The 13,147-nt window shown below is 65.3% G+C and carries 19 protein-coding genes; 5 read left to right on the forward strand and 14 right to left on the reverse strand.

Annotation, left to right across the window (positions count from 1 at the left end; genetic code table 11):
* Positions 1–17 precede the first annotated feature (17 nt).
* From tolB to VF617_RS08530, 12 genes are all read right to left on the reverse strand, one after another.
* Positions 18–1,391 carry a Tol-Pal system beta propeller repeat protein TolB gene (tolB, locus tag VF617_RS08475; RefSeq protein WP_331014433.1) on the reverse strand — a complete coding sequence of 458 codons (1,374 nt, stop codon included), beginning with the start codon at positions 1,389–1,391 and terminating at the stop codon, positions 18–20.
* Positions 1,388–2,188 carry a cell envelope biogenesis protein TolA gene (locus VF617_RS08480; protein ID WP_331014434.1) on the reverse strand — a complete coding sequence of 267 codons (801 nt, stop codon included), beginning with the start codon at positions 2,186–2,188 and terminating at the stop codon, positions 1,388–1,390. The genes tolB and VF617_RS08480 overlap by 4 nt, the downstream gene beginning before the upstream one ends.
* Entirely contained in the window at positions 2,188–2,628 is a 441-nt protein-coding gene (tolR, locus tag VF617_RS08485) for a protein TolR (protein WP_331014435.1), read from the reverse strand. Before tolR ends, VF617_RS08480 begins: the two co-directional genes overlap by 1 nt.
* Positions 2,629–2,631: 3 nt before the next feature.
* Complete coding sequence (gene tolQ / locus VF617_RS08490) at positions 2,632–3,321, reverse strand: protein TolQ (RefSeq protein ID WP_331014436.1); 690 nt, start codon at positions 3,319–3,321, stop codon at positions 2,632–2,634.
* Positions 3,322–3,328: 7 nt separating this feature from the next.
* A complete protein-coding gene (locus VF617_RS08495) occupies positions 3,329–3,775 on the reverse strand; it encodes a YbgC/FadM family acyl-CoA thioesterase (RefSeq protein WP_331014437.1) in 447 nt (148 codons plus the stop codon).
* A 52-nt stretch (positions 3,776–3,827) separates the two neighbouring features.
* Positions 3,828–4,850, reverse strand: coding sequence for a Holliday junction branch migration DNA helicase RuvB (ruvB, locus tag VF617_RS08500; RefSeq protein ID WP_331014438.1), 1,023 nt, complete (start codon positions 4,848–4,850; stop codon positions 3,828–3,830).
* Positions 4,847–5,251, reverse strand: coding sequence for a hypothetical protein (locus VF617_RS08505; RefSeq protein WP_331014439.1), 405 nt, complete (start codon positions 5,249–5,251; stop codon positions 4,847–4,849). Before VF617_RS08505 ends, ruvB begins: the two co-directional genes overlap by 4 nt.
* Positions 5,248–5,841, reverse strand: coding sequence for a Holliday junction branch migration protein RuvA (gene ruvA, locus VF617_RS08510; RefSeq protein ID WP_331014440.1), 594 nt, complete (start codon positions 5,839–5,841; stop codon positions 5,248–5,250). The genes VF617_RS08505 and ruvA overlap by 4 nt, the downstream gene beginning before the upstream one ends.
* A gap of 141 nt (positions 5,842–5,982) precedes the next feature.
* Positions 5,983–6,468, reverse strand: coding sequence for a crossover junction endodeoxyribonuclease RuvC (gene ruvC, locus VF617_RS08515; protein WP_331014441.1), 486 nt, complete (start codon positions 6,466–6,468; stop codon positions 5,983–5,985).
* Between the two features lies 1 nt (position 6,469).
* The gene (locus tag VF617_RS08520; protein ID WP_331014442.1) at positions 6,470–7,213 is read right to left on the reverse strand and encodes a YebC/PmpR family DNA-binding transcriptional regulator; all 744 of its coding nucleotides are present in this window, start codon (positions 7,211–7,213) and stop codon (positions 6,470–6,472) included.
* 280 nt (positions 7,214–7,493) lie between these two features.
* A complete protein-coding gene (locus VF617_RS08525) occupies positions 7,494–7,733 on the reverse strand; it encodes a DUF2312 domain-containing protein (protein ID WP_331014443.1) in 240 nt (79 codons plus the stop codon).
* 53 nt (positions 7,734–7,786) lie between these two features.
* Positions 7,787–8,089: a DUF1244 domain-containing protein gene (locus VF617_RS08530; protein ID WP_331014444.1), complete on the reverse strand. Its 303-nt coding sequence runs from the start codon at positions 8,087–8,089 to the stop codon at positions 7,787–7,789.
* 70 nt (positions 8,090–8,159) lie between these two features.
* On the opposite strand from VF617_RS08530, the gene pyk reads away from it, so the two are divergent.
* Together pyk and VF617_RS08540 are read left to right on the forward strand one after the other, a co-directional pair.
* Positions 8,160–9,632 carry a pyruvate kinase gene (gene pyk, locus VF617_RS08535; RefSeq protein WP_331014445.1) on the forward strand — a complete coding sequence of 491 codons (1,473 nt, stop codon included), beginning with the start codon at positions 8,160–8,162 and terminating at the stop codon, positions 9,630–9,632.
* A 54-nt stretch (positions 9,633–9,686) separates the two neighbouring features.
* Entirely contained in the window at positions 9,687–10,028 is a 342-nt protein-coding gene (locus tag VF617_RS08540; protein WP_331014446.1) for a hypothetical protein, read from the forward strand.
* Here VF617_RS08540 and VF617_RS08545 read toward each other — a convergent pair.
* The gene (locus tag VF617_RS08545) at positions 10,021–10,644 is read right to left on the reverse strand and encodes an HAD family phosphatase (RefSeq protein WP_331014447.1); all 624 of its coding nucleotides are present in this window, start codon (positions 10,642–10,644) and stop codon (positions 10,021–10,023) included. The two genes, VF617_RS08540 and VF617_RS08545, sit on opposite strands and share 8 nt — an antisense overlap.
* Positions 10,645–10,672: 28 nt before the next feature.
* A complete protein-coding gene (gene ykgO / locus VF617_RS08550; protein WP_066482602.1) occupies positions 10,673–10,798 on the reverse strand; it encodes a type B 50S ribosomal protein L36 in 126 nt (41 codons plus the stop codon).
* Between the two features lie 155 nt (positions 10,799–10,953).
* On the opposite strand from ykgO, the gene VF617_RS08555 reads away from it, so the two are divergent.
* The 3 genes from VF617_RS08555 to VF617_RS08565 are packed head-to-tail and all read left to right on the forward strand — an operon-like array spanning position 10,954 to position 13,129.
* On the forward strand, positions 10,954–11,559 hold the full coding sequence (locus VF617_RS08555; protein ID WP_331014448.1) for a DUF4136 domain-containing protein: 606 nt from the start codon (positions 10,954–10,956) through the stop codon (positions 11,557–11,559).
* Positions 11,556–12,671 (forward strand): M14 family metallopeptidase, encoded by a 1,116-nt coding sequence (locus VF617_RS08560; protein WP_331014449.1) that lies wholly within the window; start codon positions 11,556–11,558, stop codon positions 12,669–12,671. Before VF617_RS08555 ends, VF617_RS08560 begins: the two co-directional genes overlap by 4 nt.
* Positions 12,671–13,129 (forward strand): GNAT family N-acetyltransferase, encoded by a 459-nt coding sequence (locus VF617_RS08565; RefSeq protein ID WP_331014450.1) that lies wholly within the window; start codon positions 12,671–12,673, stop codon positions 13,127–13,129. The genes VF617_RS08560 and VF617_RS08565 overlap by 1 nt, the downstream gene beginning before the upstream one ends.
* Positions 13,130–13,147: the final 18 nt, after the last annotated feature.

Genomic DNA, 13,147 nt, shown 5'->3' on the forward strand with positions numbered 1-13,147 from the left:
CGCGCCTGCGCAACAATTCAGGGACGAATCGGTCCCCAACTGGGATCGGAACCGTCGAGGGGGGTCGGGATCCGGCGCGCATTGACGCCGGTGAGGTCCACTGACCAGAGATCAGGGCGTCCGGACCCCTGCGCCGAGCGGAAGAACATCAGCACGCGGCCATTGGGCGACCAGCTCGGCGCTTCGTCGCCCCAGCTGTTGGTCAGCAGCCGCTCCCCCCCGCCGCCCGGGGACATCACGCCGATGCGGAACGCGCCACCGCCGGTGCGGGTAAAAGCGATCAGATCGCCGCGCGGGCTCCAGCTCGGCGTAGCATAGCGCCCGCCGCCGAAGCTGATCCGGCGCTGGTTACCGCCATCCGCGTCCATCAGGTAAAGCTGCTGGGTGCCGCCGCGGTCGCTTTCGAAAACGATGCGGCTGCCGTCGGGGGAATAGCTGCCGCCGGTGTCGATGCCGGGCGAGTTAGTCAGCCGCTGGAGCTCGCCGCCCGCCGCGGCCACGCGGTACAGGTCCGTATTGCCGGCGACCGCCATCGAGAAAAGCACCGAGCGGCCATCGGGCGAGAAGCGCGGGGCGAAGGTCAGGCTCGCATTCGAGACGAGCAGCCGATTGGTGCGCTGCCCGATATCGTAGATGCGGATCGAGGGCTTCTTGTTCTCATAGCTCATATAGACGATCTGGTTCTGCTTCGGCGAAAGCCGAGGCGTCAGGATGATCGACTGGCCGTTGGTCAGGAAGCGGTGATTCGCGCCGTCCTGATCCATGATCGCGAGCTGCTTGCGGCGGCGATTCTTGGGGCCCTGCTCGGCGATATAGACGAGCTGGCTGTCGAAATAGGGGCCCTCGCCCGTAAGCCGGGTATAGATCGCATCGGCGCATTTGTGCGCCGCGCGGCGCCAGTCGCCCGGCGAGACCACGAACCCCTGGCGGACGAGCTCGGATTGAAGACGCACGTCGTAAAGGTAACAGCCCACCGTAATGCTGCCATTGCCATTCGCGCGGATATAGCCCTGCACCACCGCCTGTGCATTGACGCTCGACCAGCTTGCATAATCGGGCGCGGTGACTTCGCCATAGGGGATCGCGCGCGCCGCGCCCGGGCCTGTCGTCTTGAACAGGCCGGTGTTGCGCAGGTCATCGTCGATGACTTGCGCCAGCTTACGGCCCAGTTCGTCGGTAGGCCCCGCGGCGGTGGAGGTCACTTGCGCGGTAGGCATTGCGGGAATCGCCAGCACCAGATCCTCGGCGCTCGTGTCCGTCACGTCGGCGTGCAGGCCTTCCTCTTCTTGCGTAGCGGGCGGAGTGGGCGTCGCAATCGGCACGTCCTGCGCAAAAGCCGGGCTGCCGCCGGCCAGCGCGAGAATGGCAGTCAGAGTGAGCAGCTTCTTCATTTGAGGTTCCTGTCAAAGGCGGGGAAGATGACCTTCCAGACATTGTAATATTCGGTTGGGAACGAGCTGAACGGCGCGGCCAGCCGGATCGCGCGCTTGGCATTTTCGCAATGGAGCGCAACCTGGGGTCGGTTGCTATCGGTGACCGTGCCCTTTTGCTGGCATTCGCCCATGCTGACTATTCTGCCGCTCTCGTCGAGCTGAACGCGCACGACGGTGCGCAACTTGTCGATATCGGCCCCTGTCGGCGAGCGCCAATGCGGCCTCAGCTTGCGCGACAGCTCGGCGATCAGCGACGCCCTCACTTCGGGGCCCGCCGTCTTGGCTGGAGGCGTGGTCGATTTGCTGGTCGAGGGCTTGTCGGTCAGCCCGTTGACGATGCCGTCGAGGCGGCCCGTCGGAGCCGTATTGCGCGGCGTGGTCGGCTTGGAAGGCGGCGCGGAGCTGGTCGGCTTGGCCGGCGGCTTCGGAACGGGCTTCGCGGCTGGCGCGGGGGCCGGCTTGGGTGGCGCGGGTTGCGGCTTGGCTTCGGGCTGGGATTCCTCGACCGGCTCGGGCGGCGCGCTTTCAGGCTCGATCGGCGCTTCGACGGGGGAAAGCTTGGCTGCGGGCTCTTCGGTCGTAGGGTTTGGCGACGTGCTCTCCAGCCCGACATCCTCGACGAGCGCGACTTCGATCGGCGTGACTTCGATCTTGGGCGTGTTCGCGTTGGCGAGAAAACCGAGCGACAACAAGCCGAACAGGGCGGCATGCCCCACCACCGCCAAAGTCAGCCCAAAGCTCTCGCCGCGATCCATCAGGGCTGGCTCGCCGTCGTGGTGAGCAGCGACACCCGGTTGAGCCCGGCGCGGTTGAGCTCGCCCATCACAGCCATCGGCTTGCCATAAGCGAGCGTCGTGTCCGCGCGCAGATAGATCTGGGGCGGCTTGCCGTCCGGCCCGGGCTTGGCGGCGATCTGGGCCAGGCGCGCGGGCAAGGTGGCATCGGCGACCTGCTCGTTATCGACGAAAATCTGGCCCTTCTCGTCGATCGCGATCTGGACGGGCTTCTGCTCCTGTTCGAGCGCCTTGGCGCGGGTTTCAGGCAAATTGACGGGCACGCCCGAAGTCATCAGCGGGGCCGTGACCATGAAGATGATCAGCAGCACGAGCATCACATCGACCATCGGCGTTACGTTGATGTCGGCCATCGGCGCGCGGCGGCCGCGGCCCTTGCCGGAGGGAAGGTGCATCGCCATGCGCTAGGTCTCCATCTCCAGGCGGCGGCTGAGCGTCGCGTGGAAGCCGTCGGCGAAGCGGTTGAGACGCTGCTCGACGCGGTTGATGCCGTGCGAATAGCGATTGTAGGCGATCACCGCGGGGATCGCGGCGAACAAGCCGATGGCAGTGGCGAACAGCGCCTCGGCGATTCCGGGCGCCACCACCGCGAGGCTCGAACTCTGCTCCTTGGCGATATTGGTGAAGCTGCGCATGATGCCCCAGACCGTGCCGAACAGGCCCACGAAGGGCGCGACCGAGCCAACGGTGGCAAGGAAGTTGAGCCGATCCGCCAGCCGATCGATCTCCTGTGCGATCGTCGCGCCCATCGCCGTGCCCAGCCGCTCGCGCGTTCCTTCGCGGTCGATCGCCTTGCCCGCAGTCGAGCGCCGCCACTCCGTGACACCTGCCGAGAAGACCCGCGAGATCGGCTGGTCCCGCCCGGCCACGCGGCGGTGAAACTCGTCGATATCATCGGCTTCGCGATATTCGCCTTCGAACTTGTCGATCGCCTTCTTCACGCTCGAGATCTTGAAGCCGAAGCTCAGGATGATCGCCCAGGTCCACAGGCTGGCCAGCAACAGGCCCGCCATCACGGCGCGGACGATCCAGTCCGCCTGAAGGAACAGGCCGACCGGAGACATGGTCGCGGCGTCGGTACTCAGGAATTCCATGTGGCTTCTAATTCCCCTTCCAGATCAGCGGTTCGAACGCCGCCAACCACTCGCCGGGCTGCCTGCTGGCCCGCCCCTGTGGCGTGACGAACGCCGCCTCGACATCGGCTTCGCTCAATATGTCGTTTTCGCGCATGACTCGCTGATGAATATCCACCGATGCCGCGCGCAGCCGCAGAAGTCGCGTGACCACGGTCAGCTCATCCCCCAGCCGCGCCGGGGCGCGATAGCGGATGCCCAGATTTCTGATCGCATAAGCCCCCTTGCCCGCTTCCTGCGCCGCGCGTTGATCGATCCCGGCGGCGAGCAGCATATCCGAGCGGGCGCGCTCCATGTAGCGCAGATAATTGGCGTGATAGACCATGCCCGTCAGGTCGGTGTCCTCGAAATAGACACGCAGGACGAAATGATGCTCCTGGTCGAGGAAATGGCCGAGGGCGGGCAGTGCGTCCATGCCGCTGGCCCTAACCCAGCGGTTCCGGGCGGGGAACCCCCAAGGCATGCCCTCAGTCGAACAGCCCTTCCTGCGCGGTGGATGGGGGGTCGATCCCGAGATGCTTCCATCCGGCGGCATTGAGGCAGCGCCCACGCGCGGTTCGCGCGATCAGGCCGATTTGGATCAGATAGGGCTCGATCACTTCCTCGATCGTGTCGCGCGGTTCGCTGAGGCCCGCGGCCAAGGTCTCGACCCCCACCGGGCCGCCGCGATAGATGTCGGCGATCATCATGAGATAGCGCCGATCCATGCTGTCGAGCCCCAGGCCATCGACTTCAAGCCGGGTGAGCGCGGCGTCCGCAGCCCTGGCATGGACTGTCTCTTCGCCGAGCACATTGGCGAAATCGCGCACGCGGCGCAGCAGGCGGCCGGCGATGCGCGGCGTGCCGCGCGCGCGGCGCGCGATCTCGTGTGCGCCATCGGGGGCGATGTGCAGGTCGAGCAGGGCGGCGGCGCGAGTAACGACGCGCTCCAGTTCCTCCACCGTATAGAATTGCAGGCGGACGGGGATGCCGAAGCGATCGCGCAGCGGTGTGGTGAGCAGGCCCTGCCGCGTGGTTGCGCCAACCAGGGTGAAGCGCGGCAAATCGATGCGGACCGAACGCGCGGACGGCCCTTCGCCGATCATCAGATCGAGCGCGCGGTCCTCCATCGCGGGATAGAGCACTTCCTCGACCGCGGGCGCGAGGCGGTGAATCTCGTCGATGAACAGCACGTCGCCATCCTCGAGATTGGTGAGCAGGGCGGCGAGATCGCCCGATTTGGCGATCACCGGGCCGGAGGTGGCGCGGAAGCCGACCCCCATCTCGCGCGCGACGATCTGGGCGAGCGTGGTCTTGCCGAGGCCCGGCGGGCCAAAGAACAGCACATGATCCAGCGCCTCGCCGCGTGCCTTGGCGGCCTGGATGAACACGCGGAGGTTTTCGCGCGCCGCCTTCTGGCCGACGAACTCGTCGAGCGACTTGGGGCGCAGGGCGGCGTCCACGTCCTCGGGCTTGCGGGCGGGGGTGAGGATGCGGCCGGCGTCGGTCATCGAAGCCCTTCGTTTCCGCCGACGGCGAGAAGCTCGCCACCAGCGTAAGCTTGCCAGCTTTCATAGCCACCAGAGCTGGTGATTATTTCGAGAAGAACGCCGTTCGACAAACCGACCCGCAAATCCGCCGTTGCTTCGTCAAAGTCAAAAGACACTGTGGTCGCAGCTTCGACAATTTCATTCGCGCGCGCTTCCGCATCGACTGGCGCTGGTAAACCGAAGAGCTGCCCGTCATCCAAATCCGTCAATAGGATCTGGGTCTTGGAACGAAACCGCCACAGCGCGGCGACATGCAGTTGCGCATCGTTGCCGAAATCGAAAACCCAGTCGTTTTCACGCCGTGTGACCCGAAGCGACTTGCGGAGCAGTTGCGTCTCGAGCGGGTCGATCGAATAGCTCACTTCGCCGCCTTCCGCAGTGCCAGCCGGACCAGCGCATCCAGCGTCGCGCCCGCCCCCAGCTCGTCATTCGCCGCCGCAACCGCGCCGCTCGCTTCGGCAGGCTTGAACCCGAGATTCATCAGCGCCGACGCAGCGTCCGCCGCCGCGCCGCCCTTGGGCGCGGACATGCCCGCACCGCCAAGCGCAACCCCGCCCGCCTTGTCCTTCAGCTCGTTGACGATGCGCTGCGCCAGCTTGGGGCCGACGCCATTGGCGCGCGCGATCATCGCCGCGTCGGCGCGGGCTACGGCGGCCTGGGCTTCCTCGGGGCTGAGGATCGAGAGGATCGCCAGCGCGACCTTGGCGCCGACGCCCTGGACGCTGGTAAGCAAGCGGAACCAGTCGCGCTCGGCGGCGCTGGCGAAGCCCATCAGGCGGATCGAATCCTCGCTGACCAGCATCTCGGTGTGGATCGTTACGAGATTATCGATCGCGCCCAGCGCATCGAGCGTGCGCGCCGAGGCGCCGACGAGATAGCCGACGCCGTTCACGTCGATCACTGCGTGATCCGCACCGATGGCGGCTAGGCGGCCCTGCAAGTGCGCGATCATCGAACCGGAACGTCCCAAAGGTTAGTAAAGGTTAGGCCAAGAACGCCATTATCACGATCTGCCGACCCGAGCCGAGCAGCACGGACGGCAGTACGCTCGCGCTGGTACGTAAGCAGAACATTGCCTTGTAGGAAAGTCTTTTCAGCCGATGCGCCGCGCCGTCGCCAGATGGTGGGCATGGCAGACCGCCACGGCGAGCGCGTCGGCAGCGTCGGGCCCGTCGATCTTCACGCCCGGCAGCAGGCGGGCGACCATGGCATGGACCTGCGCCTTCTCGGCCGCGCCGGTGCCGACCACCGCTTTCTTGACCAGCCGCGCGGCATATTCGCCGACTTCCAGCCCGGCGCGGGCCGCCGCGCATATCACGACGCCGCGCGCCTGGCCGAGCTTGAGAGTGGATTGCGGATTAGAGTTGACGAACACTTCCTCGACCGCGGCGGCTCCCGGTGCGTGATCGGCGATCAGCGCGGTAAGCATCGCGTCGAGATGGGCGAGGCGGCGCGGGAGCAGCGCTGCGCTGTCGGTCTTGAGGCGGCCGTTGGCGATGTGGCTAAGGCGGTTTCCCTCGGCGCGGATCAGGCCCCAACCCGTAGTGCCCAGGCCGGGGTCGAGGCCGAGGATCAGCACCTCAACCCAGTCTCTCCATCACGTCGTCCGCGATTTCGTAATTGCCCCAGATGGTCTGGACGTCGTCGTCGTCGTCGAGCACGTCGAGGAGCTTCAGCAGGGTCCCCGCATCGCTCTCATCGACTTCGACCATCGTCTGTGGCTTCCAGGCGAGCTTCGCGCCCTCCGCCTCTCCAAGGACGGGTTCGAGCGCCTTGGCGACTTCGTGCAGATCGCCTTGCGCGGTCCAGATTTCGTGGCCGTCCTCGGAGCTGGTCACGTCCTCGGCGCCTGCTTCGAGCGCGGCTTCGAACACCTTGTCCGCGTCGCCCACCTTGGCCGGATAGCTGATCAGCCCCATCCGATCGAATGCGTGGCTGACCGAGCCCGGCGCGCCGAGATTGCCGCCATTCTTGGCGATGGCGGTGCGCACATTGGTGACGGTGCGGTTGCGGTTGTCGGTCAGCGTCTCGACGATGAGGCTCACGCCGCCGGGGCCGAACGCCTCGTAGCGGATTTCCTCATAGCTCTCGGCATCGCCCTTGCTCGCCTTGTCGATCGAGCGCTGGATATTGTCCTTGGGCATCGACTGCGCCTTGGCGGCGTTGACCGCCGCGCGCAGCCGGGGATTCATGTCCGGATCGGGCAGGCCCATCTTGGCCGCGACCGTGATTTCGCGGCTGAGCTTTGAGAACATGCCCGAGCGCTTCTTATCCTGCGCGCCCTTGCGATGCATGATGTTCTTGAATTTGGAATGGCCTGCCACGTGTGCTCTCTTCGGAATTGGTTCGTGGGCTTTAGGCCAAGCACAGGGCGAGGTGCAATTGTTCACGCCGAGGCGCAGCGGCGCGAATAGAAGAATTATGGGGCCGCTGCGCGGCCGAGGCGCGGAGGCGCGGAGGTGTCGCATTTTCCTGCGGCGTCAGCCGCGCTCTCACATGCGGGAAACGTGGCACGGGATCGGAAATAAGGCCGCTCGCGCGGCCGAGGAGTATATCCGCGCCTCCGCGCCTCGCCGCGTAGCGGCCCTAAAATCTCTTCAAATATCAGTGCAGGCCGAGCGCGTTACGATAGGTTTCGAGCAGCGCATCGGCTTCGTCGCGGTGGTGCTTTTCCATCTTCCGCAGCCGCACGATCGCCCGCATCGTCTTGGTGTCGAAGCCGGTCGATTTGGACTCGGCATAGACGTCCTTGATGTCGTCGGCGATGCCCTTTTTCTCCTCTTCGAGCCGCTCGATGCGCTCGATGAACAGGCGCAATTGCTCGGCGGAAACAGAGTCGGACATTGATGGCTCCTGATGGGACGAAGCGGGGGCGATAGAGAAGCCCCGCCCCGCGCTCAAGCCCCGGCGGCGTTCCTGGCGAGGCTTGCTTCCATCCGGGCGAGTTGCTCCTCGCTTGCCACCCCCTGGTGATTCGCTTTCCACTCGCTGAAGGGCATGCCGTAGATGATCCGGCGCGCTTCGTCTTTCGATAGCTGGCCGTCCGCTTCGGCTACCCAATCGGCCAGGCAATTGCGGCAGAAACCCGTGAGGCCCATCAGATCGATATTCTCGGCATCCTTGCGATGGCGCAAATGACGGATAAGGCGGCGGAAAGCTTTCGCCGCAATCGCGTCGTCCAGCCGGTCGAGATCGTCCATTATGCTCCTCCAAGGTTGATCGCTGTGCAGTAACGGCTAGAGCCGGGCACGCACAAGCCGAGGAAGCGACATGACGAAAGCCATCAGCCCCCGCTCGCGGAAAGTGCGCATCCTTGCGACGCTGGGCCCGGCGAGCAACACGCCGGAGATGATCGAGCGGCTTTTCCATGCCGGCGCCGATGCTTTCCGGATCAACATGAGCCATGGCGACCAGGCTTCGAAGATTCCGGTGTTCCAGGCGATCCGCGCGCTGGAGAAGAAGCTTGGGCGCCCCAGCACGATCCTGGCCGACCTCCAGGGCCCCAAGCTGCGCGTCGGCAAGTTCGCCGAGGGCAAGGTGACGTTGATCGCGGGCCACGAATTCACGCTCGACCGCGACTCGGCTCCGGGGGACGCCACACGCGTAGAGCTGCCGCATCGCGAGATTTTCGAAGCGGCCGTGGCCGATGCGCGGCTGCTGCTCGACGACGGCAAACTGGTGTTGCGCGTGACATCCGCCCAGCCCGATCGGCTGACCTGCCGAGTCGAAGTGGGCGGCGCTTTGTCGAACAACAAGGGATTGAACGTTCCCGACATGGTGCTGCCGATGGCGGCGCTGACCGAGAAGGACCGCAGCGACCTGGCTTTTGCGGTGGAGCAGGGAGCGGACTGGATCGCGCTCAGCTTCGTCCAGCGGCCCGAGGATCTGATGGAGGCGAGGCGGCTGATCGGCGGCAAGGCGGCTCTGCTGGCCAAGATCGAGAAACCCAGCGCGATCGCGCGGCTCGAGGAGATCGTCGAGCAATGCGATGGGGTGATGGTCGCGCGGGGCGATCTGGGCGTCGAACTGCCGCCGCAGACCGTGCCGCCGCTGCAGAAGCGCATCGTGGAGACCGCGCGGCGGCTGGGGCGGCCAGTGATCGTCGCGACGCAGATGCTCGAATCGATGATCGAGAGCCCATCGCCCACGCGCGCTGAAGTCTCGGATGTGGCGACGGCGGTCTATGACGGGGCGGACGCCATCATGCTTTCGGCCGAAAGCGCCGCGGGGCAATGGCCGATCGAATCGGTAGCGATGATGAACTCGATCGCCGACGCCGTGGAGCGTGATCCGACGCATGGCGACCGCGTCCACTTCACGATCACCCGCCCCGATCCGACCACCGCCGATGCGCTTTCCGAGGCGGCGAAGAACATCGCCAGCACGGTCTCGGCCGCTGCGATCCTGTGCTTCACCAGCTCGGGATCGACTGCGCGGCGAATCGCGCGCGAACGGCCTTCGGTGCCGATCATGGTGCTTACCCCCAAGATCGAGACCGCGCGGCGGCTGGGGCTGCTTTGGGGCGTCCACGCGGTGCACACGCGCGACGTCGATTCGTTCGAGGAAATGGTCGCCAAATCCAAGCGGATGGCCCTCAGGCACCATATCGGCAAGGCGGGCGACCGGCTGATCCTGTGCGCGGGAGTGCCCTTCCGCACCCCCGGCTCGACCAACGTGCTCCATGTGGTCACGCTGGTCGGCGACGAGCTGAAGAACCACCGGGGCGACAGCGAAGGGGCTTGACCCGATCCGGACGCAGGGGAACAATCGCCGCGCAACTGGAGCGGGGGTGCGCAAATGCTGAGCTTTTTGCTGATTGCGATGACGCCGATCGCCCCCGAGGAGCCGACGCTTGATCGGATGATCCAATGCGACGCCTATCATTGGCAGTGGCAGCTGGACGAGAACAAGGCCGGCAGGAAAGTGTACGAGGACACCATCTGGTTCCTCGCCTTTCGCGACAGGATGCGCGCGGCCGGTGCCGCCCAGGGCCTGGACCGCCACAAGATCAGCGATCGCATGATGGCAACCCTCAAGCAGCTCGGCAACGGTCTGACGCCCGAACAGAATGCGGACTGGGCGAAATGCCAGAAGGAGATCGGCTGGGCGCCCGATCCCGGCGGCAAGACGATCAACTAGGCAGCAGCCCGAACATCACCAAGCGCTCGCGCAACGCTTCGGCGTGGGTGAATAATATGCCCCGGATTCCGAGCGCATTGGCGGATTCTATATTGGCCTCATTGTCATCGATGAACACGGCATCACCGGGCTCCAGCCCGAAACGGGCGAGCGCGAGGCGATAGATCGCGGGATCCGGCTTCACCAGCTTCTCGTCGCCGGAAACGACGATATCGCGAAAGCGATCGAACAGATCGCGATGCTGCGCCACGAATGGCTTCCAGAACTCACCGGAGAAATTCGTGATCGCGAACAGCGGCACGCCTGCCGCGTCGAGCTCGGCGACGATTTCGGCCATGCCGGGGATGGAGTCGCCGATCGTCTCGTTGAAGCGCGGGCCCCAGGCACGGATCAGGTCGGCATGCTGGGGATATTCTGCGATCAGCTCCGCGGACGTTTCCGCGAACAGACGCCCGGCATCGTGCTGGAAATGCCACTCCCTGGTGACGACCGTCGCCAGAAATGCTTCGAGCGCCCGATCGTCACCGATCAGGCGCTCGTAAAGATACCGGGGTTCCCAATCGAACAGCACCTTGCCGACATCGAAGATGACGACTTTTGGCTTGTCAGACGGCACCGGCCCGCTCCGGCAACGTCAAAAAGCGTCAGCCCTGGCGGGCCTTGAACCTGCGGTTGGTCTTGTTGATGACGTAGATGCGCCCACGGCGGCGGATCACGCGGTTGTCGCGGTGACGCCCCTTGAGCGACTTCAATGAATTCACGATCTTCATGACCGATTCGCTTCTCGAATGTTCTGGATGCTGGAAAGAGGGGGTCGCCTATAGGCCGGAGCTGGCCAAGTCAAGGCGCGGAAAGCCCTGTGGAACCGACTCAGGGCGACTCGGGTTCAGGCCTGATGGGACGTTGCGCCCGCGAAACATGGAGTATGCCCGTGACCAAGCCCCTCACCTTCGCCCTGCTCGCCAGCGCCGCGCTGATCGGTGGCTGCGCCACCACGCCACGCAACGGCCCCGTCGATGTCACGCGCTTCCATCTGGGGCAGCCGATCACAGAGCGCACCACCATCCAGATCGAGCCGAGCACCGGCGTGGATCAGGTGAGCCTGGAATATCAGTCCTTTGCCGATGCCGTGCGCGGGGAGCTGGAGCAGCTCGGCTATGTTTCCTCCACCAGCGAGATGCCGTCCGGCTATATCGCCGCGGTGGGCTTCAAGCGCATGAGCGGCGGCGCGTATCGCGAAGCCCCGCCCGTCTCGATCGGGCTTGGCGGGGGCAGCTATGGCGGCGGGCGGCGCGGCGGTGTCGGCCTGGGCGGCGGGCTCTCGTTCGGGATCGGGGGCAAGACTCGCGAAGCTTATGTGGTCGAACTCGCCGTGCAGCTGCGCCGGCGGAGCGACAATAGCACGATCTGGGAAGGCAAAGCGGTGACCCAGACCGCCGGCGACCAGACCCCCGAAACCGCGGCGCGACTCGCACGCGCATTGTTCAAGGGCTTCCCGGGGGAGTCCGGGGTCACTATCACAGTGAAATGAGCATCCAGATCAACGCGGCGTTCGACAGCGGAAACATCCGCGTCATCCATATCGAAGACGACGCGGTAGATATCGAGATAGTCACCGACCACCTTTCCGATTTCTACCAATGGTTCCATTTCCGGGTGAGCGGGGCACGAGGGCGCAGCGTCACCTTCCGCATCCTCAATGCCGGCAAATCGGCTTATCCGGACGGCTGGCCAGGCTACAAGGCGCGCGTCTCGACCGATCGCCAGGCATGGCGCCTGGCCGAAAGCGATTATGCGGAGGGCGTGCTGAGCTTCGCGCATGCCTTCGACACCGACATCGCCTGGTTCGCCTATTTCGCGCCCTATTCGATGGAGCGGCACCACGATCTGATCAGCCGCATGGCGCTGATGCCGGGGGTGATGCATCGCCAACTGGGCACGACGCTGGACGGTCAGCCGATCGACCTGCTGACATTGGGCACTGGCCCCAAAAGCGCCTGGCTCTATGCCCGCCAGCATCCCGGCGAGAGCATGGCGGAATGGTGGGCCGAAGGCGCGCTCGAGTTCCTCACTTCCGGCAATGCGACCGCGACCGCGCTGCGCGAGAAAGCGACCTTCCACGTGGTTCCCAACATGAACCCGGACGGATCGCGCCGCGGGCATCTGCGCACCAATGCGGCTGGCGTGAACCTGAACCGCGAATGGCATGCGCCATCGATGGAAAAGAGCCCAGAAGTGTTCCTGGTGCGCGCCGCGATGGACGAGACCGGCGTGGATTTCGCGATGGACGTGCACGGCGACGAAGCGATCCCCGCAAACTTCCTGGCCGGCTTCGAGGGCATACCGCGCTGGACCGACGAACAGGGCGAGAAATTCTACGAATTCGCCCGCCGGCTCGCCGCCACGACGCCCGATTTCCAAACCGAGCTCGGCTATGCGAAGTCGGCGCCGGGCACCGCCAATCTGTCCATGTCCACGAATCAGCTTGCCGAGCGCTTCGGCGCGGTCTCGATGACGCTGGAGATGCCCTTCAAGGATCACGACGCCAATCCCGACGCGGAATTCGCCTGGTCGCCCGAGCGCTGCAAGGGGCTGGCGCATGCCTGCCTGGAGACGCTGGCCGGCATGATCGACGAGCTTTGATGGATATCCGCGACGGGGGCCTGGACGACCCGCAGGTGATCGGATTGCTTCGGCTGCACGCGCAGGGGATGCTTGCGAGCTCACCGGCGGAGAGCTGCCACTTCCTCGATCTTTCGGCGCTCAAAGCCCCCGACGTGGATTTCTGGTCGGCATGGGATGGCCAGATGCTGGCCGGGATCGGCGCATTGAAGCAGCTCGATTCGGCACATGGCGAAATCAAATCGATGCGCACCGCGCCGGGCCTGTTGCGCAGCGGCACGGGCGCGGCGATCCTGTCGCATATCCTGAGCGCCGCGAGAGCGCGCGGGCTCAAGCGGCTGAGCCTGGAGACGGGCTCGGGCGAGGCGTTCGAGCCGGCGATCGCGCTTTACCGCAAGTTCGGCTTCACCGATTGCGGCGCGTTCGGCGAATATTCGGATGGCGATCCGTTCAGCCGATTCATGACTCGGGTGTTGTAGCGCTCTCCCTTGTCCCCG

The sequence above is a fragment of the Sphingomonas sp. genome, from assembly GCF_036388215.1.
In the GTDB taxonomy this organism is placed as follows: Bacteria; Pseudomonadota; Alphaproteobacteria; order Sphingomonadales; family Sphingomonadaceae; genus Sphingomonas.